The 25,233-nt window shown below is 49.3% G+C and carries 25 protein-coding genes; 14 read left to right on the top strand and 11 right to left on the bottom strand.

From position 1 onward, the window contains the following. Positions 1–567 precede the first annotated feature (567 nt). Positions 568–816, bottom strand: a complete 249-nt coding sequence (locus I9W95_RS17935) for a hypothetical protein (protein ID WP_225677423.1) — start codon at positions 814–816, stop codon at positions 568–570. Positions 817–1,349: 533 nt separating this feature from the next. Between I9W95_RS17935 and I9W95_RS17940 the strand changes: the two genes are divergently transcribed. From I9W95_RS17940 to yfaE, 4 genes are all read left to right on the top strand, one after another. Then, on the top strand, positions 1,350–1,886 hold the full coding sequence (locus I9W95_RS17940) for a hypothetical protein (protein ID WP_225677425.1): 537 nt from the start codon (positions 1,350–1,352) through the stop codon (positions 1,884–1,886). A gap of 12 nt (positions 1,887–1,898) precedes the next feature. Beyond that, complete coding sequence (locus tag I9W95_RS17945; RefSeq protein ID WP_225677427.1) at positions 1,899–2,258, top strand: hypothetical protein; 360 nt, start codon at positions 1,899–1,901, stop codon at positions 2,256–2,258. Positions 2,259–2,516: 258 nt separating this feature from the next. Then, entirely contained in the window at positions 2,517–3,017 is a 501-nt protein-coding gene (locus I9W95_RS17950) for a hypothetical protein (protein WP_225677429.1), read from the top strand. 53 nt (positions 3,018–3,070) lie between these two features. Beyond that, positions 3,071–3,355, top strand: coding sequence for a class I ribonucleotide reductase maintenance protein YfaE (yfaE, locus tag I9W95_RS17955; protein WP_225677431.1), 285 nt, complete (start codon positions 3,071–3,073; stop codon positions 3,353–3,355). On the opposite strand, the gene I9W95_RS17960 is transcribed toward yfaE, so the two are convergent. From I9W95_RS17960 to I9W95_RS18610, 3 genes are all read right to left on the bottom strand, one after another. After that, positions 3,352–3,933 (bottom strand): AAA family ATPase, encoded by a 582-nt coding sequence (locus I9W95_RS17960; RefSeq protein ID WP_225677433.1) that lies wholly within the window; start codon positions 3,931–3,933, stop codon positions 3,352–3,354. The genes yfaE and I9W95_RS17960 overlap by 4 nt on opposite strands. After that, complete coding sequence (locus tag I9W95_RS17965) at positions 3,930–4,331, bottom strand: ParD-like family protein (RefSeq protein WP_225677435.1); 402 nt, start codon at positions 4,329–4,331, stop codon at positions 3,930–3,932. The genes I9W95_RS17960 and I9W95_RS17965 overlap by 4 nt, the downstream gene beginning before the upstream one ends. Before the next feature lie 84 nt (positions 4,332–4,415). Continuing rightward, positions 4,416–5,132: an HNH endonuclease family protein gene (locus tag I9W95_RS18610; protein ID WP_404818775.1), complete on the bottom strand. Its 717-nt coding sequence runs from the start codon at positions 5,130–5,132 to the stop codon at positions 4,416–4,418. Positions 5,133–5,386: 254 nt separating this feature from the next. On the opposite strand from I9W95_RS18610, the gene I9W95_RS17975 reads away from it, so the two are divergent. Together I9W95_RS17975 and I9W95_RS17980 are read left to right on the top strand one after the other, a co-directional pair. Continuing rightward, positions 5,387–7,126, top strand: coding sequence for a DUF4942 domain-containing protein (locus tag I9W95_RS17975; RefSeq protein WP_225677437.1), 1,740 nt, complete (start codon positions 5,387–5,389; stop codon positions 7,124–7,126). A gap of 420 nt (positions 7,127–7,546) precedes the next feature. Next, a complete protein-coding gene (locus I9W95_RS17980; RefSeq protein ID WP_225677439.1) occupies positions 7,547–8,077 on the top strand; it encodes a JAB domain-containing protein in 531 nt (176 codons plus the stop codon). A 27-nt stretch (positions 8,078–8,104) separates the two neighbouring features. On the opposite strand, the gene I9W95_RS17985 is transcribed toward I9W95_RS17980, so the two are convergent. Then, positions 8,105–9,283, bottom strand: coding sequence for a tyrosine-type recombinase/integrase (locus tag I9W95_RS17985; protein WP_225677441.1), 1,179 nt, complete (start codon positions 9,281–9,283; stop codon positions 8,105–8,107). Between the two features lie 194 nt (positions 9,284–9,477). Between I9W95_RS17985 and I9W95_RS17990 the strand changes: the two genes are divergently transcribed. Both I9W95_RS17990 and I9W95_RS17995 read left to right on the top strand, forming a co-directional pair. Beyond that, on the top strand, positions 9,478–10,467 hold the full coding sequence (locus I9W95_RS17990) for a DNA-binding protein (protein ID WP_225677443.1): 990 nt from the start codon (positions 9,478–9,480) through the stop codon (positions 10,465–10,467). 36 nt (positions 10,468–10,503) lie between these two features. After that, a complete protein-coding gene (locus I9W95_RS17995) occupies positions 10,504–11,343 on the top strand; it encodes an AMP-binding enzyme (RefSeq protein WP_225677445.1) in 840 nt (279 codons plus the stop codon). Positions 11,344–11,437: 94 nt separating this feature from the next. Here the strand turns inward: I9W95_RS17995 and I9W95_RS18000 are convergent, their stop codons facing one another. Together I9W95_RS18000 and cadR are read right to left on the bottom strand one after the other, a co-directional pair. Next, complete coding sequence (locus tag I9W95_RS18000; protein WP_159676978.1) at positions 11,438–12,466, bottom strand: helix-turn-helix domain-containing protein; 1,029 nt, start codon at positions 12,464–12,466, stop codon at positions 11,438–11,440. 173 nt (positions 12,467–12,639) lie between these two features. Next, the gene (cadR, locus tag I9W95_RS18005) at positions 12,640–13,047 is read right to left on the bottom strand and encodes a Cd(II)/Pb(II)-responsive transcriptional regulator (RefSeq protein WP_004364961.1); all 408 of its coding nucleotides are present in this window, start codon (positions 13,045–13,047) and stop codon (positions 12,640–12,642) included. 95 nt (positions 13,048–13,142) lie between these two features. Here cadR and I9W95_RS18010 point away from each other — a divergent pair, with 95 nt between their 5' ends. From I9W95_RS18010 to I9W95_RS18030, 5 genes are all read left to right on the top strand, one after another. After that, positions 13,143–14,039 carry a cation transporter gene (locus tag I9W95_RS18010; RefSeq protein ID WP_022965904.1) on the top strand — a complete coding sequence of 299 codons (897 nt, stop codon included), beginning with the start codon at positions 13,143–13,145 and terminating at the stop codon, positions 14,037–14,039. A 3-nt stretch (positions 14,040–14,042) separates the two neighbouring features. After that, positions 14,043–14,555 (top strand): signal peptidase II, encoded by a 513-nt coding sequence (lspA, locus tag I9W95_RS18015; protein ID WP_095502804.1) that lies wholly within the window; start codon positions 14,043–14,045, stop codon positions 14,553–14,555. Positions 14,556–14,576: 21 nt separating this feature from the next. Continuing rightward, positions 14,577–15,866: an ISL3-like element ISPpu12 family transposase gene (locus I9W95_RS18020; RefSeq protein ID WP_062959135.1), complete on the top strand. Its 1,290-nt coding sequence runs from the start codon at positions 14,577–14,579 to the stop codon at positions 15,864–15,866. A 250-nt stretch (positions 15,867–16,116) separates the two neighbouring features. After that, the gene (locus I9W95_RS18025) at positions 16,117–17,259 is read left to right on the top strand and encodes a molybdopterin-dependent oxidoreductase (protein ID WP_225677447.1); all 1,143 of its coding nucleotides are present in this window, start codon (positions 16,117–16,119) and stop codon (positions 17,257–17,259) included. After that, the gene (locus I9W95_RS18030; RefSeq protein ID WP_198510589.1) at positions 17,252–18,421 is read left to right on the top strand and encodes a molybdopterin dinucleotide binding domain-containing protein; all 1,170 of its coding nucleotides are present in this window, start codon (positions 17,252–17,254) and stop codon (positions 18,419–18,421) included. The genes I9W95_RS18025 and I9W95_RS18030 overlap by 8 nt, the downstream gene beginning before the upstream one ends. A gap of 235 nt (positions 18,422–18,656) precedes the next feature. Here I9W95_RS18030 and I9W95_RS18035 read toward each other — a convergent pair whose 3' ends face one another. The 4 genes from I9W95_RS18035 to I9W95_RS18050 all read right to left on the bottom strand — a co-directional run bounded on the left by I9W95_RS18035 (position 18,657) and on the right by I9W95_RS18050 (position 24,029). Beyond that, a complete protein-coding gene (locus tag I9W95_RS18035) occupies positions 18,657–19,283 on the bottom strand; it encodes a carboxymuconolactone decarboxylase family protein (protein ID WP_099834605.1) in 627 nt (208 codons plus the stop codon). Positions 19,284–19,482: 199 nt separating this feature from the next. Next, positions 19,483–20,547, bottom strand: coding sequence for an NHL repeat-containing protein (locus I9W95_RS18040; protein ID WP_141192755.1), 1,065 nt, complete (start codon positions 20,545–20,547; stop codon positions 19,483–19,485). A gap of 118 nt (positions 20,548–20,665) precedes the next feature. Next, complete coding sequence (locus tag I9W95_RS18045) at positions 20,666–21,646, bottom strand: glycyl-radical enzyme activating protein (RefSeq protein WP_225677450.1); 981 nt, start codon at positions 21,644–21,646, stop codon at positions 20,666–20,668. After that, positions 21,636–24,029, bottom strand: coding sequence for a pyruvate formate lyase family protein (locus I9W95_RS18050; RefSeq protein ID WP_225677452.1), 2,394 nt, complete (start codon positions 24,027–24,029; stop codon positions 21,636–21,638). The genes I9W95_RS18045 and I9W95_RS18050 overlap by 11 nt, the downstream gene beginning before the upstream one ends. A 310-nt stretch (positions 24,030–24,339) precedes the next feature. Between I9W95_RS18050 and I9W95_RS18055 the strand changes: the two genes are divergently transcribed. Continuing rightward, a partial coding sequence (locus I9W95_RS18055) for a DUF4158 domain-containing protein (RefSeq protein ID WP_225677454.1) occupies positions 24,340–25,233 on the top strand: 894 nt, incomplete at its 3' end.

Below are 25,233 nucleotides of genomic sequence, written 5' to 3' on the forward strand. Positions count from 1 at the left end.
AACCTGACAGCAGTCACGTCGATACCCAGCATTTCCGCAGCCTTTTGGGCGAGCCTGCATATCACTTCCTGTAGTTGTTTATCACCATCTGCAGCCTGCGAATTGTTACACATAGTTCTTCCCAATCGGTTAGCTTGATTTCATTCAGCATCGTGCAAAAGCAAAATCCGTCAACCACCGGCGTAGCGCTCAATACACCACAAAGTAAACAGGCGAAGATGAAAACTGCCAATCCAGATGGGTTTGTAAGCGCAGGCTTTAAATAAAGTCTGATAAAAGTAATTAAAGTCTGATCATTTTTTAAAAAAGTTTGATAATTCCTCATTGGATCACCACGAATTTCGATACCACGCTGACAGGCACTGGTAGCGGTTTAAGCAAAATTTATTTTACTCGCACCGCAGAAGCGAGAGATCAGCATGAATGCAGTCGAAAGATTGGCGAAGCAAAATCAAAGTCGGGAGAGCTATAAATTAGCCGCAAAACCACAGGAGCTGAGCATCATAAACGACCAGCCCTGAAAAGGAGGAGATCAAAACCCACCAGTGGCGGGTTTTGATCCTGAGGTTATTGCTCGAAATAGTATGTATTGCCATCATGACGGTCGCGCGTGACCACCCAGTACAAAACATTCACAAAGTGATGCATTGGCCCGTAAACGTAGAACTCGTCACCTTCGACTACAGACCAAATCTGGGAGGGGTCATAACCCGCATCCAAGGCGTCCCGAGCAGTGTTGAATTGAAAATCCCCAGGCGAGGATTCTATTAACTCAAATGGGAAATCAGAGAATATTTCGGTTGGTTCGCTGGGCATAATGCCACTCCTTATAAAAAAAGGGGCATCTTGCCCAAGAGGCAGAATGCCCCAAGGGGTTGAATTGTTAGCAAGCTACGAGGCAAGCCAATAAAAGACAACATTTGCAAAGGAGCAGTCAGCCTACTGCCTTGAAAATGGAGACTTAATACAGAAGAGAAAGTACCACCATACCCAGCGTTTCTCAATGATTTTGATGGCCGGAAGAGTGGCGCGAAGACACCAATCAGAGTCATGAAAGTCACAGCCTGAACTCCATGCAGGTGCCGTCCTCGATCTCCATATCCAGCGACACTGTATTTCATGTTGCGAAATCCGCACCAAGCAAGCTAATATGAGCCAATAGATAGATGAGAATCCAAGTTGATTCTCCCACCCTCACGGAACGAACAATCCCCCCCCATATTGCAAGTGCTCATCTGAATGATTGCATTCAAATAAGCATTTACTCCAAGGGTTTCATTAACCCTTTTTAACCACCCCCACAGGGCGAATCGCCCTGGCGGCTCTCCCTGCAAACCGAGGACCGCAACATGCAAAAACCCAACCCCACCATCAGCCTAAAAGACAGAATGCAAGCCGTTTCCGATGAGATTGGATATCCGCGCCACTTCAAATCCGATCTGGATGTGGACTTCAATCTTGTGGAGAAGTATCACGGCAGCCAAATGATTTGGCTTCTGAGAGAGCACGGAACAGTCATGGTCCCTCTTAAAATGGGCGTCGATCCAGTCATGATCACTGGATGGATGGAAAAGGGGAATACTTTCCCCTTCCTGGTCGATACGAGCTCCGGCGAAGTGACCCCACTCAGCGCACAAAAGGCGCATGAAGTGGTAAACAAGCCACCTATCGAGCTAAACCGAGAAGCATCCAAGGAAAATCTCATTGAGAAAGTGAATGGAATCCTCGAAAAGGGATGCGAAAAGGGCATCTGGGGACTTTTCCAGAAACCAGCTTTCGATGAGTTTGAAACATGGTCAGCCTGGCTGGCGTATTTTCGAAGCACGAATAACACAGTGATGATTAATTTCATGGCTAAAGCGATTCGCCTGCTCGCTATACGTTGAACAGGAGGACTCATGATCAATTATCAATGCTTACGGAACACGTTGTCTTTTGACGAAACCATTCAACAACTGACCGACGTGCTAACCAAAACTCGACGATCCTCCTCCTTGGCCCTGCTTGAGAAGGCCCTGGCGGTTGCTGAGGTTAATCCGGAATATCGAGACAAACTGGGAGACGCCTTGCTTAAAGGTTCAACTCGGGAGTGTCGGGATGTTTTTGAGCGGTTCGGCGAATACTGGCAAACCTACCAAGAGGGTTTTCCTCCCTTCCCGCATCGAGACGCTGTTAACGGAATCGACTCAACAATGCATGTGATCAAACTCGAACTTGTTTGCCCCGGAGCCATTCAGGAGGCAATCGAGTTCTCCTAATCAACCATCTTCAGGCCCTTTCTTAGGGCCTTTTATACCGTTATCTATATAGCGGCCTGAGAGCAACGCGCAATGCCAACAGGTATCGCAGGTTGTTTTCAGCCATTTGCGGTTTTCTATGAATGAGAGGCCGCGTAAAATGGGCTTCAGCATAGGCACAGGTCAACCTGGTCAGTCACATTGATTGATCTCTTCTACCAACCCTATGAGGGCGTATAGCCCTCAACGGGACATACGCTCTCCACAGGAGTAAGCGCTATGTTCTTCCAATCAACCTCAATCGAATCCCAAGGTCCAAAAGCATTCATACCGCTCGGAGAGTTAGAGGCTTCTATCCAAGAGGCTGTTCAGCTCAATGATCTCGGTCTTGCGCAATCCCTTAGTGACGGGTGGGCTCATATGTATGAGTTGGCCGACACATGGAACTTCATCGTTGCGGATGGGGAACCAGTGGGTGTGGAACTGGGTACGTCCGGTGATATTTTTGTGGCAATCATGCCAGATGAAAATGGATACCGGTTGCAGCATTTTGATGCTGCTGGTTTGTGTGGCCATAAGACCTACAAGAGCGCGTATGAAGCGCTGGAAAAGGCTCTGCTGGATGGATACACAGACCCTCAACCAGGCATGATGGAGTATTTGAGCCATCAACCATCGTGGATCAAAGGCACCAAAGCCAGAGAGCTTCGCGATAATTATGAGCAAGGTCTACTCACCGTTGACCAGCTCAACAAGGAACTGCAGCGTCTTGCAGCCTGAACCTCTGGGGTGGAATTTCCACCCCTTTTCTTTTCAGAGTTCAGGAGCAAGCGATGCGAGTTGTGGTTTTACCAAAAACAGAAGGGGAGACGGTCCTCGAATCCCTAGAGGCCATGGGCGTTGAGCACGAATACCAGTGTCGCTCAGGATACTGCGGGGCGTGTCGAAGCAAAGCGAGCGGGGTGGTGGATTATGTTCTGGAGCCGGTTGCATTGATCAATGCTGGCGAGATATTGCCGTGCTGCTGCATAGCGAAAGGCCCTGTCCTCATCGAAATCAATGAACAGAGCCTCACGGAAGGGCTGTCAGAACTTATTTTCTTTAAGAAGCAGGCCTAAGCGCCCTCACCAATGAACGAAGCGGCCCAAGGCGGCAGCGGGGATGCGTGAGCTGTCCACACCCCTCCTTTGATAGTCAGCACTGGATCGAAGGGGTTGTCGAGCCTTGAGTTATCCAGGACTCTAACTTGATCACAGAGAGGGATGGCCAACCGGACATTTTCCAGCATGCGGGGGATGCGAGCTGCAACTTTGTCCGCAGGCACACTATGCCCACCTTCCTCTACGCGCTGGCTGATCCGGGCAAGATTAAGCTCTGTTGAGTCAACATGAAGTACGACCATAACGATCTGATAACCAAGAGCCTTCGCGTGCGCTACAAAGTCGATCTTTGATGTGTGCGAGAAAACAGTCTCAAAACAGAAGCTGTTGCCAGCATGGATATGATCTATCCGCATTTTCTCGGCAATCTCTGCAGCCTGATAACTGTGAGCCTCAGGATCGTCAGGAAACAGCTCCTTGGCGATCAAGTCGGCGTTTATAAAAGGCATGCCGAGAGGTTTTAGCGCCAGCTCGTAGAACGTACTCTTACCGGAGCCATTTCCGCCTACCAGCAGCCAAAGCTGCTTTGTGCTCATTCTGGGATAAACCGACCATTCAGAAAGCGACCCACTTCAGTTCGGCCATCTGGATGGCAAGCCTCTAGGTATCCTGGCCGACTTACTGCGGCCTGATATCGTACACCTCCGGAAGCTATTGCTTCACTGAGAGCGCCGGACGCGCGGGCACGATTCATGGATGCAAACACGGCATCAGGATCTACAGGGGAGGGAGTGGAACGCTCTACTCGGAGCGTCGCCAAACCGGCATGAATGGCAAGTAGAACCTCCGGATTAACGACTCCGGCAACCTTGCGACCAATGTCGGCCCAGTACTCAACTTGCTCTGCAGCGCTGCGGTGCATGACGGCTCCGGCAGTGACTGCAGCGCTCATGAGGCTGTGTTGAAGCCTTACAGGGGAGGCAGCTTTAGCCATGGCAATAACCTTTTCGTGTTGCTGTAAGGGGATTGTAGCAGAATGCTACACGGAAAGTATATGCGAGCCAATCCGGCAATTCGCCTATTGATTACAGTATGTTTGTGGCGAAGGAAGGTCGGAAGCGTCCAAGCCATAAAGCCTCGCGATCCGGTGAAACCGAGCAGCATACTGGCACTTGTTTTTGGGTGGAAGCCAATCATTAAGTCCAAGAGCCCCCTTAGAACGATTCAGTGACGCCTCCACCGGCAGGAGGTTCGCTGGATCGTTAGCGAATTTAATCCGTTTTGCCTTTGGCCACTGCGATGCTCCGTGCATCCATGCCCAGGCCAATGGAACCACGTGGTCGATATCCAGTCTGGAGGCATCAGAATGTACGTCACCCGTATAGGCCGATATCCACCGCCCATGGAGCACGCGACAACCATTAGGGCTCCACACAGGAGGCACAGTGGACTGAAGTGCCAAGACCTCGTGCCGTGTATTCTGACAATCCGAGTCGGCATCGATCCAGTCACCAAAGTGAGATCGATCGTATTCCTTGGGCTTGGCATCATCATCCGGGCTCTGAGCATTTCGCTGGTGCGGGAGTCTGCCTCCAGCTGCAAGACAACCCTCGACAGATGAAAATGGCGTGAAAGTCTTGGTTTTGTAGAAGTACGGGCTTTCCGAGCTGTGACAGATTCCCGATTTGGAAAGCTTAACAACACCCCCAGAGATTGCTGGTGCAGCACCAAAAGACGCGACTACAACCATTACAACGCAGAAGATAGCTCGCACCATCCAGCCTCTAAATAACATCGACGCACCCCTCCGCTAAAATTAGTCCCCATTTGGTAGCAGCATGCCTGGCTGCCTTTTCCGCTGAGCGCTCGGGAACCTCGTACATACGGCTATTTCTTAAGAATGACGAGCTCGATAAGGCCTTAGCGTAGTCATTAGTGACGCGAATCAAAACATCGTCCGAAGATACGACGCAGAAGAATTTTTTCATTTAAACAACCCATTGACGGATCAAAGAAGTATCGGAGCATGTTTCTATTTAAGGGCATGTTATGGACTATCAATTTTACCCAACGCCGTATTGGCTCGCTAAGAAAGCACGCAGAAAATTCACACTCAATATTACAAAACTCCTGGAGCCAAACGCCGGAAAGGCCGACTTGCTTCGCAGCGAACACGGGTTCTGGATCGGGAAAGATAAAGCTGATGTTATCGAGATCGATCCTACAAACCAAGCGACACTGCGCGGCTACGGATTTAAGGTCGTTGGGCATGACTTTCTCGAATTCAAGGGAGCAGCAATGTACTCCCACATCATCATGAACCCACCTTTCAACCAAGGTGTTGATCACGTTCTGCATGCGTGGCGCTTGCTCTATGATGGTGAGATTGTTGCCATTATCAATGCTGAAACGATCAAAAACCCCTTTACCGCGAAGCGCAAGCACCTTACTCAGCTTTTGGCTGCTCATGGCTCAGTGGAGTATTTGGAGGCTGCGTTTGATACTGGAGAGGAAGACAGATCTGCGACTGTTGATGTCGCACTTATATATCTCCGCAAGCAAGCCCCGTCCGTAAACCTGATCGGAGGCCTAGACGTAGAAAGGCAAGAAGATTTGGCCCTGGGCAGCAGCAAAGAGCTAGCCATCAATAGCCGAAGCATCACAAACATGGTGGACACATTCAACCTCGCGATCGAGGCCCATCGACAGGCATCCCTCGCACAAGCAAAGGCCGCAAAGCTTGCGTCGCACCTTGAGCAGTCGATAAGCAATCCTACAGTATTCAGCAATCAAATGGATGGAGTTGTAGACCCATTATCTTGTGTCAGCTTCAGCGAAGTCCGGGAGGTGTTGATCGAAAGCTTTAACAGAGGGTACGCAACTCTGAAAGAGAGAGCTTGGTCATCTGTTTTGAAATCGACGGACCTTACTGGACGCCTGACTTCGAAAGCCCAAGAAGCGTTAGAGTCCGATTTTGATAACATCAAGCAGCTCGAATTCACAGCGAAAAACATATACGGGTTTCTGGAGGGAGTAATTGCAGCGCAACCGGAAATGGCCCAAACAATGCTGTGCGAAGTTTTTGATCGTATATCAATGTACCACCCACAAAATCGCGCCTATTATCGAGGCTGGAAGTCGAACGCAAAGCATCGAATCTTCGGATTTAAGATTCAAATGACGCGCTTTGTGCTGCCGCTTGGTAGCGAACCCTACAGCACAGGGATTAACTACTACGACGCGCGCTGGATCGAGGACATAGACAAGGTTTTTGCCCACCTGGACTCGAAGGATTACCTACGCAGCCAGGAAGATATCAAAGGGGTTCTTTGGGCCTTCAAAAACCGGTTCAGGGATCTCCTGGACGGGCAAAGGGTCGCCACCGACTACTTTGATGTGCGGTACTACTTGGGAGCGAATACCGTGCATTTCTTCCCCAAAAGGAAGGATCTCGTTGAGCGACTGAATCGATTTGTTGGGCAGCTACGCGCATGGATTCCCGAAACCTGCAGCGAAGTGAGCTCATCATTTTGGGATCAATACAACCTTGCCGAAAAAATCACAAAAAGGATGAAGAATTCAGCAAAGACCGGAGTACGGTACGCTTATCTATCCAAGCAGTATCAAGAAGGGCGATTAAGCTATGACAGCCATGATGAACATGATTTTGAGCGAATATCCGACGCTCTGGATCGAGAGCACGTGGCAAGCTTGGATGCCCTTGGTATAGATGATAACCTTATTTCTAACAGTGAGAAGCAAGGGAAATTGCCAAATTATGCTCAGTAAAATGGATGCGGACTCGTTCCGAACTCGGATTGAATCATTACTGCTGGAAATAGAGTGCGCACTCCTGCCGGAGTCATTCCGCTCCACTTCTGGGTGGAGGTGAAGGGATTTGTTATCGGCTACCGCGCAAGAATGCGGCCAGGGAAGGACGCGCCGCATGGCGTATTTCCTCCGTCTGCTGTGAGGCACTACGATGGGCTGAATGTTAATCAGCCGATCATAAGCAGATCTATATTCGATACCCTGCGCCCCAGGGCTCACAAATCAATTACGGCAACGGCTTCTCCCACGATCTAACGCCTGCTATAGTAACTGCATCCTATCGCTTTCTTTCGCGGTCCCAAGTTGGATCTCGTATCAATACCCACCATCTGGAGGTGCAACCCTCCAGGGGTAGCCCTCCAATCACGGAGAGCGAACATGCAACAGACAACCCTGCCAGGCGTCGAAGAGCAAAGCCAGCATCTTACCTACATCAACGCTTCTCTTATTTCATCACTGATGGAAACAGAGGAGGGGGCAGCCCAAATCCTAAGAGCCGCAAGCAAGTTGATTGAGAAGAAGACGACTGTTTTTCGACGAGCCTGCACATCTCCCGACGTAGTCAGAGATGTGCTTCGAATAAAGCTGCGCGAGCTTGAACACGAAGAGTTTTGGCTTATCCATTTGGATAATCAGAATAAACTTCTCGATTTAACCCGGCTTTTCCGGGGGACTATAGATCAATCTGCAGTCTATCCACGAGAGGTTGTGAAAGAGGTGTTAAAAAGAAATTCAGCCTCTATCATAATTGCGCACAATCACCCGAGTGGTGAATCAACCCCATCTAGCGCTGACATAGCCATAACACAGAGAATCAAGGAGTGTCTGGGATTGATAAACATCAAACTCCTCGACCACCTGATTGTTGGAGATGAAATATACTCCTTCGCAGAAAACAGCCTCCTTTAACCCGATGCACGGCCACATGGCCGTGCATTACTCTTCCATAGCATTGCTGAGCGTAATTAGATCGGTTTGGGTGTAACCCGCCGTTGTGTTTATGTCTCTGTGCCGCCCAAGCTTTTTCGCAACCTGCAGATCTCCACTCCTCCTTAATATTTCTGTCAGCGCCGTATGCCGCAACCAGTGGGGCGAAACCAGCTCCAAACGCGATGCATCCACACCTCGTTGTTCAGCAAGCCTTTTCGCTCTCGGGGCTATATGCTCTGTAATTCTCTTATAGATGCTATTTCTTGTGAGCTGCTCGCTAAGATCCGTATAGGCACCATCTTTTGACATTCTTTTGAACGAAGGGAATATCGGAATTTCTTCATTAGGCCCTGGCAATGAGGGAAGGCCAAGAGCAAGGCGAAAACTCTCAAATTCACTCATCACGTGCGCCGGGACAGGGAGCTCCTCCTCCCTCCCTCCCTTGCCAACAAGAGACCAGATCCACATCGTTTTCCCTTCAACAATTTCCGATCGAATACTCCCTCCCACGGATCTCGTTTCGCTAACCCTGGGAGCCATATGAACCATGAAGTAGACAATCCATCGATCCCGCATCCGGGTGAGGGCATCTTTAGGGGATTCACCCTCTTGTGGCTCACTGGTCGAATCCAGCATGATCTGGACCAGATCACGCGATAAAGCCTTGCGCGTTGGCCGCCAGGCTTTGCGAATGGTTGATTTCGGCTTGGGCATTGGATTCGCAAGAAACCACCCAGAGGAAGTCAGGTACTCCATCATTCCGTAGAGGATTGTTACCGAATGAGCGATCGATGATGCAGATGGCTGCGACAGGAATGGCCTCCAGCCGGAGTTGCTCCGCTTAAACCTTCGAGCCATAATCCAGTCTTGAGGAACAGCAGCGAGAAACTCCTGAAAGTCTAAGTGATCTTCACGAGTAAGCTCCCCTAAGCCCTTACCCTTAACCGTGGATGCCCAAACAAGGAGTTTTTCCGCCTCGCGCTTGTATGTCTGCAACGTGTTTGGTGAGTTTCGACCGCATTCTCGCAGCCACATCCCGACAGCCTCAATATCATCATTCACACCCAGAACATTCATTGGGTTATGAAGCGCGGTTCGCACGAATCGAGGCTGAGTGAATTTTGCTGGCAGCCCTTCATATAGGGGCTTGGTCTCACACGCCTCACCTACCTTCAATTTGGCCACATTTCCCTCCCATTTCTAATTGTTGGTGACAGCGCAGCAGGATCGCCCTACTCGGCGCATTATTATCCATAATTAGACTTATGTTGAAAAGTATCACTTTCCGCCGCTTTAGTGTATTAAAATATACAGAATATGTATGGTGTATGTTCTTTATCGGGTGTATAAAATAAGGGTGACTTATAGAGAGATTGAGCATGAGCGCCGTAACTTACAAAGACGTGGATGAGGCCATCGTATCCCTCCTTCTGGAGGGCAAGAACCCAACGATAGATAACATCAGGATCTACCTGGGTACTGACGATGAAAAAAGAGGGTCGCCCAATACGATCACAAAGTTTCGCAATGAGTGGCGAGCTAAAGTCGCAGCTAATCGATCAATCATGCTTCCTGCGCCGATACCGCAAGAAGCCCTGTCGGCAATAGCAGGACTCTGGGGAGCACTCAAAAGTGAGGCTGCCAAGGACTTTAGCATTCAGCGCGCATCGATGGAAGAGATCGTTAGAGAAGCAGATCAGGCAAGGGCTGCCTCAGAGAACGAAGCGCTTGCACTAAGAGAGCGAATCGACGACCAGGCCAGAGACATCCAGATTCTGCAGATGCAGTGCGCGCAAAAGGAAGCAAGGAGTGCTGACCTACTCGACGAGGTAAATTCCCTTAAAGCTGCCCTTGAAAGGACCAGGGAGTCGCTCTTCAGTCAGGAGAAAACCTATCACCAATCACTTGAGGCTCATAAAAAAGAGGCCGACGACCGCCTGGCGGAAGTATCAGCTCGTCACAAGGTCGAACTGGAAAGGCGGGAGGACCAGGTTGCCGCGATGAAGTCGAAAGTTGCGGAGCTCCAAGAGCAGATCCGGTTTGAGCGTTCGCGAGACGATGCCGAGCGCGACAGGCTGATGAAGCAAATTGACGATGCACGACAGGCCGCCATCGAAGAAAAGCGACAGGCGCAGCAGCAGTCCGAACAATGGGCGAGCCAACTGTCAGACCTAAGAAGAGCCTCTGCAAGCGAGTTGTCGGAGGCCAAGGTGAAACACGAACGACTCTTGTCGAACATTGAACAGCGTGGAAGGCAAATAGATACGCACATGCGGTTGATAACGGAAAAAGACAAGGAGATATCAACCCTTAAGGCGATTGTCGATGAGCTAAAAAAGAGAAAGGGACGAAAAAGCGACGAACTGTAATATAAAAATAAAGTTGGTAACTTTGAACACCTAACCTTGGTCACAGATCCAGCTCGCCAGCTCACCGATTCAGCGACCAAAAAACCGCAGAATGCGGGGTTTCTATTGCTCCAGGGCGGCCAGTTCGGTTTCCAAATTGCGCCTTATGCCAGCAATCGCTTTCACCAGTTCAACAGTGGTCAGGGTGTCCGCGACGGCTCCATGAGCGGCTCCCTGCCACGCTACTCCGGCAGAATACGTGGCCCCAATGTGTTTATGGGGTATTTGCAACCAATACACAATCAAGACATATGGGTTACCGATTCCAATGGCGACACCTGGTTTAATACCGGCGATCTGGCACGTCAGGATAAGGACGGTTACTTCTGGCTGACGGGTCGCAAGAAAGAGATTATCGTCCGCGGCGGGCATAATATCGAACCAAAAATGATCGAAGAAGTCCTGTGCCAACATCCCCAAGTCAGCCTGGCAGCGGCTGTTGGGCAGCCTGATGCCTACGCGGGAGAAATTCCCACTTGTTATGTACAACTGCTCGAGGGGGCCAATATTGAAGAGGAAGAACTTTTAAAGTTTGCCCAAGAGAACATTTTCGAGCGAGCAGCTATACCCAAGCGCATTCACATATTGGATTCGATACCGATCACCCCAGTAGGAAAGGTGTTTAAACCGGCATTGGAATCTATGGAAATCAGGCGCTGTATAGTTCGGGAAGCGGAGAATATACACCAAGATACATCCTTTGAAGTAAAGATCGTTGAAAGCTCACCCCATGGAAAAAGTGCGCATGTAATCTTGACATCATGGAAGGACAACGACATCGAAAGTCTTAAAAAGTCTCTGGCGCATTATAGCTTCAATGTCACGCTAGAGATGTAGCCAAATTGACGAATGTTCTTCCTGAAGGCAGAGTTTCTCTGCCTTCAGGAAGAACATTCTACTATAATAAACACAGACACAGCGAACCAAGTGGCTAACCTTTCTTCTCACTCCGAAATTGATTGAAGGTAGTCCCCATTTCTCCTTTGAATAAACGAGCAAAGCTATTGGCATCCTGAAAACCCAGCTCGTCTGACAGCTGAGCCATGCTTAGATCCGTATTTTGCGCGGCCCAGCACGCCTCATCGAGGCGATAGTATTTGAGTTCATCGCTGAATGTTGTATAGGCAAGTTTAAGAAAGCGCTTTAGTGTAGGCAAAGTTGTTAACATTTGCTTTGCGCACTCGTCCTGCTTGTAGCAGCCTAAGTCAAACAGCGACCTCAGTTCATTGAGACCACCTTTAGAAGCCTTTAACTGAGCGAGCTGAGATTGGAGGATTTTACGAGTTGCACTAGCGGTAATAGGGTTAGCATTGGGGACCTTTACATCAAGTATCGATTTAGCAATGCGAATCTGGTTCGCATAATTGCCCCAGCTGATATTGTCATGAAAGAATTCTCTAAGAAGTTCTGCATAACTTGGCTCTTCTTCCTTCACAAATATTTTTACGATCTCAGATTGCTGAACCATTTCTACGGCTCCCAAATCTCGGAGCCCCTGATAAAACATTGTAAAGAATGCTTCCATTGAGCGCCTCAACACTGGATGTCGTGTAAACTCAGGATTTACATTAAGAAAGACATACTCTTGTGTTTCTTTTCTGCTTACATAGAAGATAGGCGAGAGTAATACGGGATAATCTTCCAGCAATTGCAGCAATTGCCCCCAGTTTTCACAGTTCATCATTAGTAGACTGATCAAACCGTGACTGGTAACGTTCAGTTTTTTTCCAAACTGGAAACCCCAATCCGCGGGACCGTGCCGACCAACATTAATAGCCAAGTCCCGATACTGCTCCCAATTAATGTACAGATCGACGTCATCAATATCTTCAATAGTGAGTCCAGTGCCTTCGAGCAAGCTCTCACTTTTAATACCAATTTCCAATCCATACTGGTATAGATAGTTGGGCTGGATAACCCACGAAAATAATGGATCCTGAGACGCAATGAGTTTTTTCATATTTATAATTATAAACGTTTATCAGTCGACGATATCTTAAGTAATATCATGAGTTCCATCAATCTTGGCAACCGCTTGAAAAATTCGGGTAAGCGGATTAAATGGTTGATCTTACCTTTGCATGAGAGTGAGACAGACCGGCATCTCATCGGATTATCTGGTTGATGCTTCACCTACTGCTGGTGCATGTTTCCTTCGCTAATTCCAGCAAGAACCCCACACGCCTCAACTTCCCGGTCATCGTTGCAGCTCGCTCTCAGTGAAACGAGTTGTTTCTCAAGCGCTTGCAGAGCGGTTATCTGCGACCGCACATGAGAGATGTGATCATCGAGCAAGGCGTTGACGGCGGTACAAGGCTGATGAGGGTCGTCCTGATAGCTCTGTAGTTCGTGAATCTCAGCCAGTGACAGGCCCAGGATTCTGCAGCGACGGATGAAGGCCAGCCCCTCACCATGCTTCTCGGTATAGACACGGTAACCGTTGTCCTGCCGATCAGGCGGCGGCAACAAGCCCTGCTGTTCATAGAAGCGGATCGTCTGTGTTTCGACCCCTACCAACTGCGCCAACTGACCAATGCGCATCAGCCTCCTCCCCAACGGATTCTTTACTCTATTGACCTTATAGTAGCTTTATAGTTTTAAATGGTACCACAACATTGTTCAAGTGGAGTCGTATCATGAGCAAATCCTGTGGTGGCGCCTGTGGCGGTGATGCAACGTCCGCAGCGGATACCGATATACAGGCCTCCTCCGAGGCGCCAGGGAGATGGGTCAGTGTTTATGCCGTGCCGAAGATGGACTGTCCATCAGAAGAACGAATGATTCGCCTAGCCCTGAACGGCTTTGAGGAGATTCGGGCGCTGTCCTTCGACTTGTCGAACCGCCGGCTGAAGGTCGTGCATGACGGCGAGGTCGAGCCCGTCACCTCGAAACTGAAGACCTTGGGGCTAGGCGCCTCGCTTCAGGAAACCGTCGCTGCAAATCCGGAGACCATCAAGGCCGCCGAGTTTTCGGCAGCTTCTGCTAAGCAAGAATCCGGGACCCTGCGCTGGTTGCTCGGCATCAATGCACTTCTGTTCGTGGTGGAAATGACTGCCGGTCTGATCGCCCGGTCCACCGGCCTGATTGGAGAATCCCTGGACAATTTTGCCGATGCGGCGGTGTACGGGCTTGCCCTTTATGCGGTTGGACATAGCGTGAAAATGCAGGTACGTGCCGCGCATCTTGCTGGTGTACTGCAACTGATCTTGGCTGTGGGCGTACTCATAGAGGTGGTGAGACGCTTTGTATTCGGTAGTGAGCCTGAATCGCTGGTGATGATGGCTATCGCATTCGTCGCATTGATTGCCAATACCAGTTGTCTGCTGCTCATATCCAAACATCGGGAGGGCGGGGCGCACATGAAGGCAAGCTGGATATTCTCGGCCAACGACGTGGTGATCAACCTGGGGGTCATCACCGCCGGCGCTCTGGTCGCGTGGACCGGGTCCAATTATCCGGATCTGATTATCGGCACCATCGCGGGGGTAATTGTACTTAACGGTGCTAGACGCATTCTGGCGCTCAAGGATTAAGCAATGTCCATTTTTGGCAAACATCTGTCACCGTACGCTCTGTTGTCCATCTCCGGCCTGCTGGCAGCGTCTGATCAGGCCGTAAAATGGCTGGTGCAACAATCAATGGCATATGGCGAGTCTATTTCAGTGACCTCATTCTTTAACTGGGTACACGTATGGAATACCGGTGCCGCATTCAGTCTTTTTGCGAATGGTGGAGGCTGGCAGCGCTACTTTTTTATCGGAATCGCGGTAGTGGTCTCGATTTTTCTGATCAAACTGATCCTTGAAAATCGTCATAAAGGAGAAGCCATCGCTTACAGTCTTATCCTCGGTGGCGCCATGGGCAACCTGATTGACCGGGTCTTTCGCGGCTATGTTGTGGATTCCTTTGATTTCTATTGGCGAGACTGGCATTGGCCGGCCTTCAACCTGGCTGATATTGCAATTGTCCTCGGTGCCTTACTTTTCGTTTCCAGCAGCTTGTTGGGTAAAAAAGCAAACACCAATGCCGAGTCGGATGGATCTGACTGACACCTACGCCTATACAACACCATGACCGAACTTCCCGACAACATCCTTCACCTGCCGCAATACCAAGTACTGGGCTGCAAATCAACCGACGACGAAATGCACTTCCAGGTGGACGTGCCCGATCCCATCGCCTGCGAGGAATGCGGCGTGCAGGGTGAGTTCGTACGGTTCGGCAAGCGTGACGTTCCCTATCGTGATCTGCCCATCCACGGCAAGCGGGTCACTCTCTGGGTGGTCCGCCGCCGATACACCTGCCGGGCCTGCAAGACAACATTCAGGCCCCAGCTACCGGAGATGGTGGACGGATTCCGTATGACACTGCGGCTGCATGAGTACGTGGAGAAGGAATCCTTCAACCACCCCTACACCTTTGTGGCGGCACAGACCGGCCTGGACGAGAAGACGGTGCGCGACATCTTCAACGCCCGCGCCGAGTTCCTGGGGCGCTGGCACCGCTTCGAGATGCCCCGCATCCTGGGCATTGACGAGCTATACCTGAACAAGCGCTACCGCTGCATTCTGACCAACATTGAGGAGCGAACCCTGCTCGACCTGCTGGCCACCCGCCGCCAGGACGTGGTGACCAACTACCTGATGAAGCTGAAAGACCGGCAGAAGGTCGAGATCGTCAGCATGGACATGTGGAACCCCTACCGGGCAGCGGTCAAGGCTGTGCTGCCCCAGGCCCGTATCGTGGTCGATAAGTTCCATGTGGTGCGCATGGCCAACGATGCCCTAGAGAGAGTGCGCAAGGGCCTCAGAAAGGAGCTGAAACCGTCCCAGAGCCGGACTCTCAAGGGAGACCGGAAAATCCTGCTGAAACGCGCTCACGAAGTCTCAGACCGGGAGCGCCTCATCATGGAGACCTGGACAGGCGCGTTCCCGCAACTGCTGGCCGCCTACGAGCACAAGGAGCGCTTCTACGGCATCTGGGACGCCACCACACGGCTCCAGGCAGAAGCCGCCCTGGACGAGTGGATAGCCACCATCCCGAAGGGCCAAAAGGAAGTCTGGAGCGATCTGGTCAGGGCAGTGGGAAACTGGCGCGAAGAGACCATGACCTACTTCGAGACGGACATGCCCGTCACCAACGCTTACACGGAGTCCATCAACCGACTGGCCAAGGACAAGAACCGTGAAGGGCGCGGTTACTCCTTCGAGGTGATGCGGGCACGAATGCTCTACACCACGAAGCACAAGAAGAAGGCACCGACTGCGAAGGTCTCTCCTTTCTACAAGAAAACCATCGGTTACGGACTGCCGGACTTCGCAGAGGAACTCAACTACGGAGTCGATCTATCAACCATCTGAGGGTGGTATCAGATTGATGGGGTGAAGGTGCCCCATCAACCATTAAATCCGTATACCCAAAAATTCATTCGAATCATTCTCTGCCACCACGAAAGATCTCTTTGTTTTGTAAAGTAAAAAATGATACTCGGCGTCAAAGACCTATTCGAAATACTGTCAGTGCTAATAAGTTTTTGAATAACAGAGTACAGTAAATCAGCTCTATATTGATTCCCAGAAAAATAATAAGGACAGCATTGAGGATCTGACTATGAGCGACTGGAAACCTTCGGCTTGTATATTGTGTGAGATGATGTGCGGCGTAGAAATATTGCCAAGCGAAGACAACACCATCGCCAAAGTGAAAGGTAATAAGAATCATCCAGGCTCTAAGGGCTACGTATGTAATAAGGCTGGTCGCTTAGCTCATTACCAAAATGGCAAAGATCGTATTCTCGAACCATTGCGCCGGAAGGCTGATGGCAGCTTCGAAACAGTGAGCTGGGATACCGCGATTGCAGAAATCTCCGAGAAACTACTCTCAATAAAAGAGATCTATGGTGGCGACAAGATACTCTATCTTACTGGCGGCCAGGGCAATCATATTTCCGGTGTTTATGGATCTGGTTTTCGCGCGGCATTAGGTTCCATTTATCGATCCAGTCCAATTGCGCAAGAGAAGACGGGCGAAATTTGGGTCAATAACCAGATGTTTCGCTCCACCTCTGCAGGCGCAGTGCGCAGCGACTGCGAAAACGCCGAAGTGGCAATCTATCTTGGCAAAAACCCCTGGCACACCCACGGTTTCCACCAATGTCGCAAGAAGCTTCAGAAGCTGTCGAAAGACGACAACCACAAAATGGTGGTGATAGACCCACGGCGCAGCGAATCGGCGGACATTGCCGATATGCATTTGGCCGTCAAGAATGGTACCGACGCGTGGATGCTTGCCGCTTTAATTGCCATTCTCGTGCAGGAGGACTGGGTAGATCACCCGTGGATGGCGAAGCACACCGTTGGCTATGATCACATCAAGCCCCTATTTTCCAATATCCCTATCGCTGAATACTGCGAACAATGCGGCATTGAAGAATCTCAGCTTCGCCTGTTAGCCCAATGGATACACCAAGCCGAGAGCGTTGGCGTCTGGGAAGATCTGGGTGTTCAGATGAACATCAATTCCACCTTAGTGAGTTATCTGCACCGGCTGCTTCTCACCATTACGGGCAACTTTGGGAAAAAGGGTGCGCAGTTTATTTCGCTACCTCTAGTTAATGTTACCAATCCCGTATTCCGAGGCCTGCAAAGGGCTGTACCAAAATTTTCGGGCGAGAACTTTAGCTTACCGGACTATCACCCCAGTAACCGGGGCAAGGGTAATTGGAAGCTTAATTCCCTGCAATGTGGTGAGTGAAGAGATCCTTACCGACCATCCGGATCGTACTCGGGCGGTCTGGATCAATGGGACCAATGTGGTCCATTCTTACGCCGGCTCACGCAACATGGAGCAGGCTCTTCGATCTGCCGAGCTTACCGTATTAGTAGACGTGGCGATGACCGAAACTGCAATGCAAGCAGATTACGTACTCCCCGCACCAACGCAGTATGAAAAAGCGGAAATGTCGATGCTGCAGTTCGAATTCCCACACAATATAGCCTATCTGCGCCACCCGGTATTTGATGCCCCTGAAACGGTTATGGAAGAGTCCGAAATCTACGTTCGACTCTGCGAAGCCATGGGGGTTATGCCAGATGATGTAATCAGAGCTTTCGACCTCGCATTGCAAAGCAACGAGCAGGACTTCCTGGAGTTACTTGAAAAGACACTGGACCAACAACCTCAGCTAGCCAAGATCATGCCATTGATCCTATATCGGACCTTGGGGAAAACTCTGCCTAAGGGGATGGCTGCAGCAGCTGGTTACTTGCCCTTCTGCCTTAACCTGGCGCTCAGCTACCCAGACGCGGTAAAAGGTGCCGGACATCAAGGTGAAGGTATGGAACTGGGGTGGAATCTCTTTAAGGCACTGTCGAATTCTCCTGATGGCACAGTCATTACTGACGAACCCTGGGAAGCCAGTTTCGGACGCCTAGGTGATGCAGAACAGAAGATTCACCTTAAAGTGCCAGATCTATTTCCAGAGATCGAAGCGCTGGACCAAGGCTTTGAGCCACTGACCAACTCTCAATTCCCCTTTGTGCTTTCATCAGGTGAACGTCGGGACTATACCGCAAATGGTGTGTACAGAGATCCTACTTGGCGCAAAAAAGATTTCGACTGTGCGTTGAGAATGAGTCCTGCCGATGCAGAAGAAATGGGTTTGGAAAGCGGACAACTGGTGCGCATTACAACACGCCAAGGCGAGGCTGAAACCGTGCTGGAAGTAAACGACCGCATGCGCAACGGTCACATTTCAATCCCGAACGGCGGGGGCCTTATAAATAACCTAAATACCGACCAGCCTCTTGAAATGATTGGGCCTTCAACCAATGATCTCACACCTGTGGATCATCGCGATGAAATAGCAGGAACACCATGGCACAAGTATGTTCCAGCAAGAGTAGAACTCGCCTAATTTATTATTCTGATGACAGACAAAATCGAGCCGCCATGTCACTAGGCTCGATTTCGTTTATCTCCAACAACTATACAAGAAAAGAATCAATGTGAAGTGCTATTTCAACTTTCCCGAGACCTAATCCCTAAATTGCAAATCGTTTGCTAGCAAGAAGATCTGGTATGGGATGGAAATGCTTATGATGGCAGAAGCACACTCATGTAACCTTACTCCTTCTACTTCCGCCATCTAGTTATCTAGAGAACCCCGTTTCAGCCAAAACCTTATAAACATCAGACTCCAACTCTACACCTACACTGTTCAAAATACAGGCTAGGCTATTGTAGGTTGTAATGACAAACAGCAGTTCAAGTATCAGTTTTTCTTCAAAGTACTCGGACAACCTACTCCACGTAATCTCTGATAGAGTTTTATCGTGAAGAAGCTCATCCACTGTCTGAATAATCACTTGTTCACTCTTATCCCAGCCCTGAGCGTCTGCCCCCTGTGTTATACGTACAATTTCTTCCGGCGTAATACCAACACGCATCCCGATCTCAACATGTTGCCCCCATTCATAGAACGATCGGATTTTCCATGCAACCCTTAATATTGCCAGCTCGGTATGACGGCGACTTAACTCTCCCTTGGGCATAACCGTGGCATTAAATCTGGCAAACGGGAAATACACGCGTAAGTTGCGAAACATAGTGCGAAATATGTTCGGGCAACGCGCTTTTCCAACTTTAAGCATCAGAAATAATAGAAAGCGCTGATATAAAGTGAGCTCTTCATTTTTAAGTGGCGTTAATCTGGGCTTATGAAGATCTATCCATCCCCCTTCAGGCAATAGATCCAATAGAACATCCTGCTTTACCATCTGACTTCCCTAGTTTTTTCAATTAGAAACTCACCTGTGAATATTTCATGAACTGACTGACAGTTAGCGAGGATTACCAGCAGTTTCTTCGTTGACGTTGAACTCCCGTTACGAGGTTAACGCGTGAATACGTCATAGCTTTATTGTTCTAGGTTCATGCTTGTCTGTCCATGAACACTATTTTCGACGTTCAGATCAATCATGATTCTGACAGTCTTTCTAGTTTTATCGGGTAGGCTCCTTGTGCATTCCACTGGCATACATAGATATTGCCCGCCGCATCCAGGCATACATCATGACAGTGCTTAAACAAAGAACCATGTTGCCGAATGCTCTTCAATTTTCCGTTCTCATAGAAAGGTTCGCTACCCCCAGGATTCGAAACCACTCGGTCAGACTTATCTAGAATGGTGACAAATCCACTATTTGGCCTAAACAATTTTCCCGACCAACAGACACCTGCGTAAATATTTTCCTCATGGACAACCGGACGGCACACATAGGCACCATGTAGTTCAATACTAGACAAATACTCGCCAGTCAGACTATAACGCTTGAAGCAGGTATTCTCCCGTGAGCTCACCAACACTGTCTCGACACCGGATCGGCCATCAATGGCAATACCGTGGGCCTGATTTATATGTTCCGGTTTCTTTCCTCGCCCACCAAAGTGACGAATGTAGTCACCATGACGATCGAACTGAATCACAAACGACGCTCCATACCCGTCGGCCACATAGATATCCCCATTACTGGCAATGGCAGTACCGGTAGGCAAGTACTTGTACGGCTCCTCGTATATACCCAGCTCACCCGCAGTCGGTAGTCGCATCAATATGTTGCCATTCATATCCGTTTTTACAACGGATTGAGAGCGATAGTCACAGATAAACAGAACATCCCGCCCCTGCTCATGAATCAAGCTCAGGCCATGGGCCGATCTAAATCCCAATGTCCAGCTATCAACGATCTGACCGTCGGCGTTGTAGATCAGAATGTTATTCTTTTGATGGTTAGTCAAAAGTACAATTCTTCCCAAAGAATCTACCACCATTTCATGGCAGTCTTTCACCGGGTAACGCGACGGTTCATCAGGAATACCCCAATCTGAATGTACTCGATAACGAAAACCGTTGTGCCCCACAACCGGGGCAGATTTCAACGTTCTCTTTTTATCACTGCGAAAACGACTTTCAACACGAGAAGACAAAGACGCTAACGATTCCACAGCATCATAGGCTGCCAGAAGCATGGTTCTTTTCACAACATCACCTAAATTACAATCAATTAAAAAACTAAACCCGGCAAGGAGTTATGCCGGGCTTATGAGCAGTTTAAATAGAGACAGCACAAATAGCGGCTGCAGTGAAACCTGTTTGCGGTTATCGGTGACAATGCACCGAGATACCACGAGACTCAAATATTTCCGTACAACGATCCAGTTCCGCATCGCTCATAAACTTGGCGGTTTGCTCACCAATATCGAGACGTTTGGTGCCACCGAAACGAGGTAATTTATCCAACCAAATGGGATTATATGGAAGAATCTGCATTTTTTTGACGCCGTTTTCTTTCATCAGGTCGGCAATGCCGCTGAGATTTTCGTCGGTATCGGTAACTCCAGGAATCAACGGCACTCGAGGCAATACTTCAAGATCAGTGGTCAAGGCCAATGCCTGAACCTTTTTAAAGTTCTCAATGATGGGTTCGTTTTTAACACCGCAATAGGTCAAATGATCATCACTGTTGATGAGCTTGAGATCGAAATAAATGGTATTAGTGTGAGGCAATACCAGACTTTCAAAACGGCTAAAGTTGAACAACCCTGCGGTTTGAATCAGGGTATGAATATCTCTCTTCCTTTTCACCAACTGAAATAATTCGCCGACACTGTCCATTTGCATCAGGGCTTCACCACCGGAAACCGTGAGGCCACCACCGGACATCTCAAAGAAATCAGCATCTTCAAGCACTTCTTCAGCCAGCGCTTCAAGATCATTAGTGGGGCGACCTATCTGCTCCAGCGCACCGGACGGGCACACATCGACACATTTAAAGCATTGGGTGCACTTGTCACGCAAGATATGTCCCGGTACCGTCAGATCAATTGCCTGTTCCGGACAAGCACTCACACAGTCACCGCATTCGATGCACTTTTCAGCATCGAATGACAGCTCGTAACCGGTATTGATACTTTCCGGATTCTGGCACCAGGTACACGACAGTGGGCAGCCTTTAAAAAAGACTACGCTGCGAATACCCGGCCCGTCATCGAGCGAATTGCGCTTAACATCGAAATATAACGAAGCCTTGCGGGGCTCCGTTACATTAATCGAGTTAATGAGGCTCGCATCAGGCCGCATTTGAGCTCCTGGAGATGACTTCATCCTGCATCTTCGGAGACAGGTCATTAAAGTACGCGGAATAACCGGATACGCGGATCAACAAGTTCGGATGCAGCTCAGGGTTATCACGAGCTTCAATCAGAATCTTAGGATCCAGCATATTGGCCTGAACCTGCATACCTCCACGCTTGAAGAACACCTTGTACAAGCTGCCCAAGGCACTCTTGCCGTCATCACACTCATAGCTGGAAGCGTCTAACTTGATATTGAAGTTGATGCCGTTGGCAAAGTTCTTGTAGTTAATCTTGTTCATGGAATTCAATAGTGCGGTGGTACCACGCTTGTCTGCGCCATTTTCAGGAGCAAAGCCAGACGCAAAAGTTTCACCGGCACGACGACCGTTAGGCAGCGCGTTCACAAGACCACCGAAGTGCGTGTGTGACGTATTGGAATAAACACCGGCATTGTAGTTGCCGCCACGGGTATTTTTACCCAGTGCCTTAATGTTATCAGCGTAGTGCTCACCAACCCAGATCATCCACTTATCGGCTTCCGGAATATCGTTACCGAATTTATCAATGGCATTTAGTTTAGTGAACACCTTCTCATCGCTGATATCGTCTTTCAGCTGATCGACCAGCCCTTCCAGGGAAATCCAACCATCTTCAAATACTGCTTTTTCAATGCAGCGCAATGAATCCGCAGTGGCCGCCATACCACAGCCCTGAATACCAGAGAAATTATAGACAGCGCCACCTTTGGTAGAGCAAACACCTGTTTCCACACATCCCTCCAGCAGCGCACTGCTGAGCGGGGTGGGATGATGCTTGGCATGGAATTTTTCTACCGCTTCCAGGTCTCTGCGCAGTTTACCCAGCTGATGCTTCACTTGGGTATCGTAAGCCGCAACCACATCGTCCATGGTTTTCATTTCGGACACTGGAGGGGTTTTAGCACCAATTTGCTTTTTAGAACCAAACTGACGACCTTCATTAAGGAGCAATTCAATCGCCAACGGCATGTTGTACATAGCGGCATCAGTGGAAGCCAGAGTTTTGCCTGGCGCGGTAGGCTCTACACAGCCAATAGCCACGTAGTTGCGTGCGTCTTCCAGAGAATAACCGATATCGGTCATGGACTCGATAATGGTCTCATCGTTGTACATGGCAGGAGCAGAACCAGGGCCGAAGTTAATGCGAATCACCTCGTCGTAGAACGCTTTGGGGGTATTTTTATGAATACGCACATGAAAGTTAGGCTGACGCATACGCAGCTCATCGGCTAATTCCAGCAATACAAAGCTCAGCTCGTTGGTGGCGTCGTTGCCGTCTTTATCCTGACCGCCGATAGTCACAACTTCCCAACTGGTCAAACCGCCCAGAGTGCTGGTACCGACTTCACCGTGCATTGGAATGGTTTCACACAGTTTGACGCAGAACGCGCCGAGGATTTCTTTAGCTCTCTCACGAGAAATATTGCCAGCGGCCACATCTTTCTCATAGAACGGATTTAGGAACTGATCGATACGACCTGGGCATGTAGTTTCACCAAGGGTTTCCATAAAGATACAGATGTGTGCCAGCGTCATGGACTGAACCGCTTCGTAGAAGCTGGTGGCACCAAAGCGAGGTACACGGGCACAAATGGAAGCAATCTCCAACAGCTCTTGCTTTCTTACCGGATCGGTTTCAACAGAGGCCATTTTGCTGGCTTCAGCGGCGTAGCGATCACCGAATTCCGCCATACCCTTCATAGAAATTTTGACGGCCTTGTAGAAATCCAATTTTTCAGAATCATCGGTTTCGCTCTCAAGTGCTTCTACTTCTTCAATAATTCCTTGAGCACCAACGTTGATTATTTTCTCGTAGTTAGGAGCGATATGAGAGATACCACCAGCTTCATAGATTTGGTACTGTAAGGCTTCCGACTGTTCTTTGGCGAAACGCATTCCTTCTTTCATGCCGTCGAACGCCAGAGTCGCTGTATTTTTGTTTAGCCAGAAGGGAATCTGTGAAAATAGCTTAAAGCGGTCTTTCAAACTGATTTCGAGGGGATTTACCTTTCGAGAAGGCATATTGAATACTTGGGACATGGGTTCCAAGCCACTCAACTCTGGATAGCAGAAGCCAGCGACGCGTTTGGAGGTGAAGTTGCCAACAATCAACTCATCATCGTAAATACGCACAGTCTTGTTATTGAGCACATAGCGCACAGCTTCGGCCATTTTCACGTTGGTCGTCTTATCGCTGTTGGCCTTGTTACGATGGTATTTGGTCCAAAGCATAGGACGCTCAATGCATGCACCATTGGTTTCGGCTTGCACTGCTTTTTTCAGGCGCTCAACACGGTTCGATACTTCCATAGAAGTCTCGACCGCCATTTCTCTATCAGCTAATTTCACAAGAGCATTCATCTTATTCTCCTAGTATTCACCCCAGTTACAGAACCGACAATCACACCGGATCCGTTCTCGACGCTATCACTTTCTACTTAGCTGACGACAAAATACATGCAAATCAGCTTATAGTTGATGTGCCTTTTTAAGGGAAATCCCGGATCAAGGCCTTTAACAGTCTTAGTAGGGGTCCTAGGGATTTTGCCTCCATATATCGCAAAACCCTCTGAAGCTCCCGTCTGCCGTGGCCTGTAGAGGGCTATTAATTTCTAATTCACCAAAAATTTGTTATCTTCTTTGACCTTTAGGTCAAAGAATGAGCAGAGACAAACGGCTATCAATTCTCACTGCCGCGGAAATCGAGGATTTATACAGCGTTCCTTCCTTCAACGAGTCTTATCAGCGGTTTTACTTCGCGCTAAATGATAAAGAACTTGCGGAGCTATCCAGAATACGGCAACGCAAGTACCGTTGTGTTGCCGTTGCATTGTTGGGCTACTTCAAATGCAAACCGATCCTGCTCAACCCGAGTTATAAATCCATGCAGGATGACTTGGCATTTATTGCGCGATTTCACTTTAAAGACCTCAAGTTTCGGCGCTTTAGTTTGAAAGCGGACCAAAAATCCCGCATCTATGAGCGTGTTTTATCAATTGCTGGAGTCAACAGCTGGAAAGATAAGCAACATCAACCCCGGCTTGTTGAACATTTGCTGGTCTGCGCTGAAAGCTGGGTGGCACCCCGCGCACTCTTTGACGCAGCAATCGAGTACCTGGCCCACCAGAAGATCGCCATTCCTGCCTATAGTACCCTGCAGAAGATCGTCAGTCAGGTGATTAATCAACATCAGCAACGATTGTATGATCAGATCAATGCCGCTTGCAGCCAAAGCTTAAAGAATATGCTGCAGACACTGGTTTCCGATGAAGACCACTTTACATTGAAGCAGCTGCGCGGGAGCGCTCGCAACTTCACCGGTACCGAGCTGCAGAAAGAGCTGGCGGTGTATAACCATATTCAACCGCTAATGGAGGATGTGACGACTGTACTCGACTCGCTTTCTCTGTCCCAGAAAAACCAGCATCACTATGCCGAACGGGTTGATTATTACGGTGCTAAACTTAAGCGTCAGTCGCCTGCTAACCAATGCTTGTACCTGCTGTGCTATCTGCAGTCTCGGTACCAGCAGGGCTTGGAGCGCATTGCGGAA

It is taken from the genome of Thalassolituus marinus, assembly GCF_020320395.1.
Lineage (GTDB): Bacteria > Pseudomonadota > Gammaproteobacteria > Pseudomonadales > Oceanobacteraceae > Venatoribacter > Venatoribacter marinus.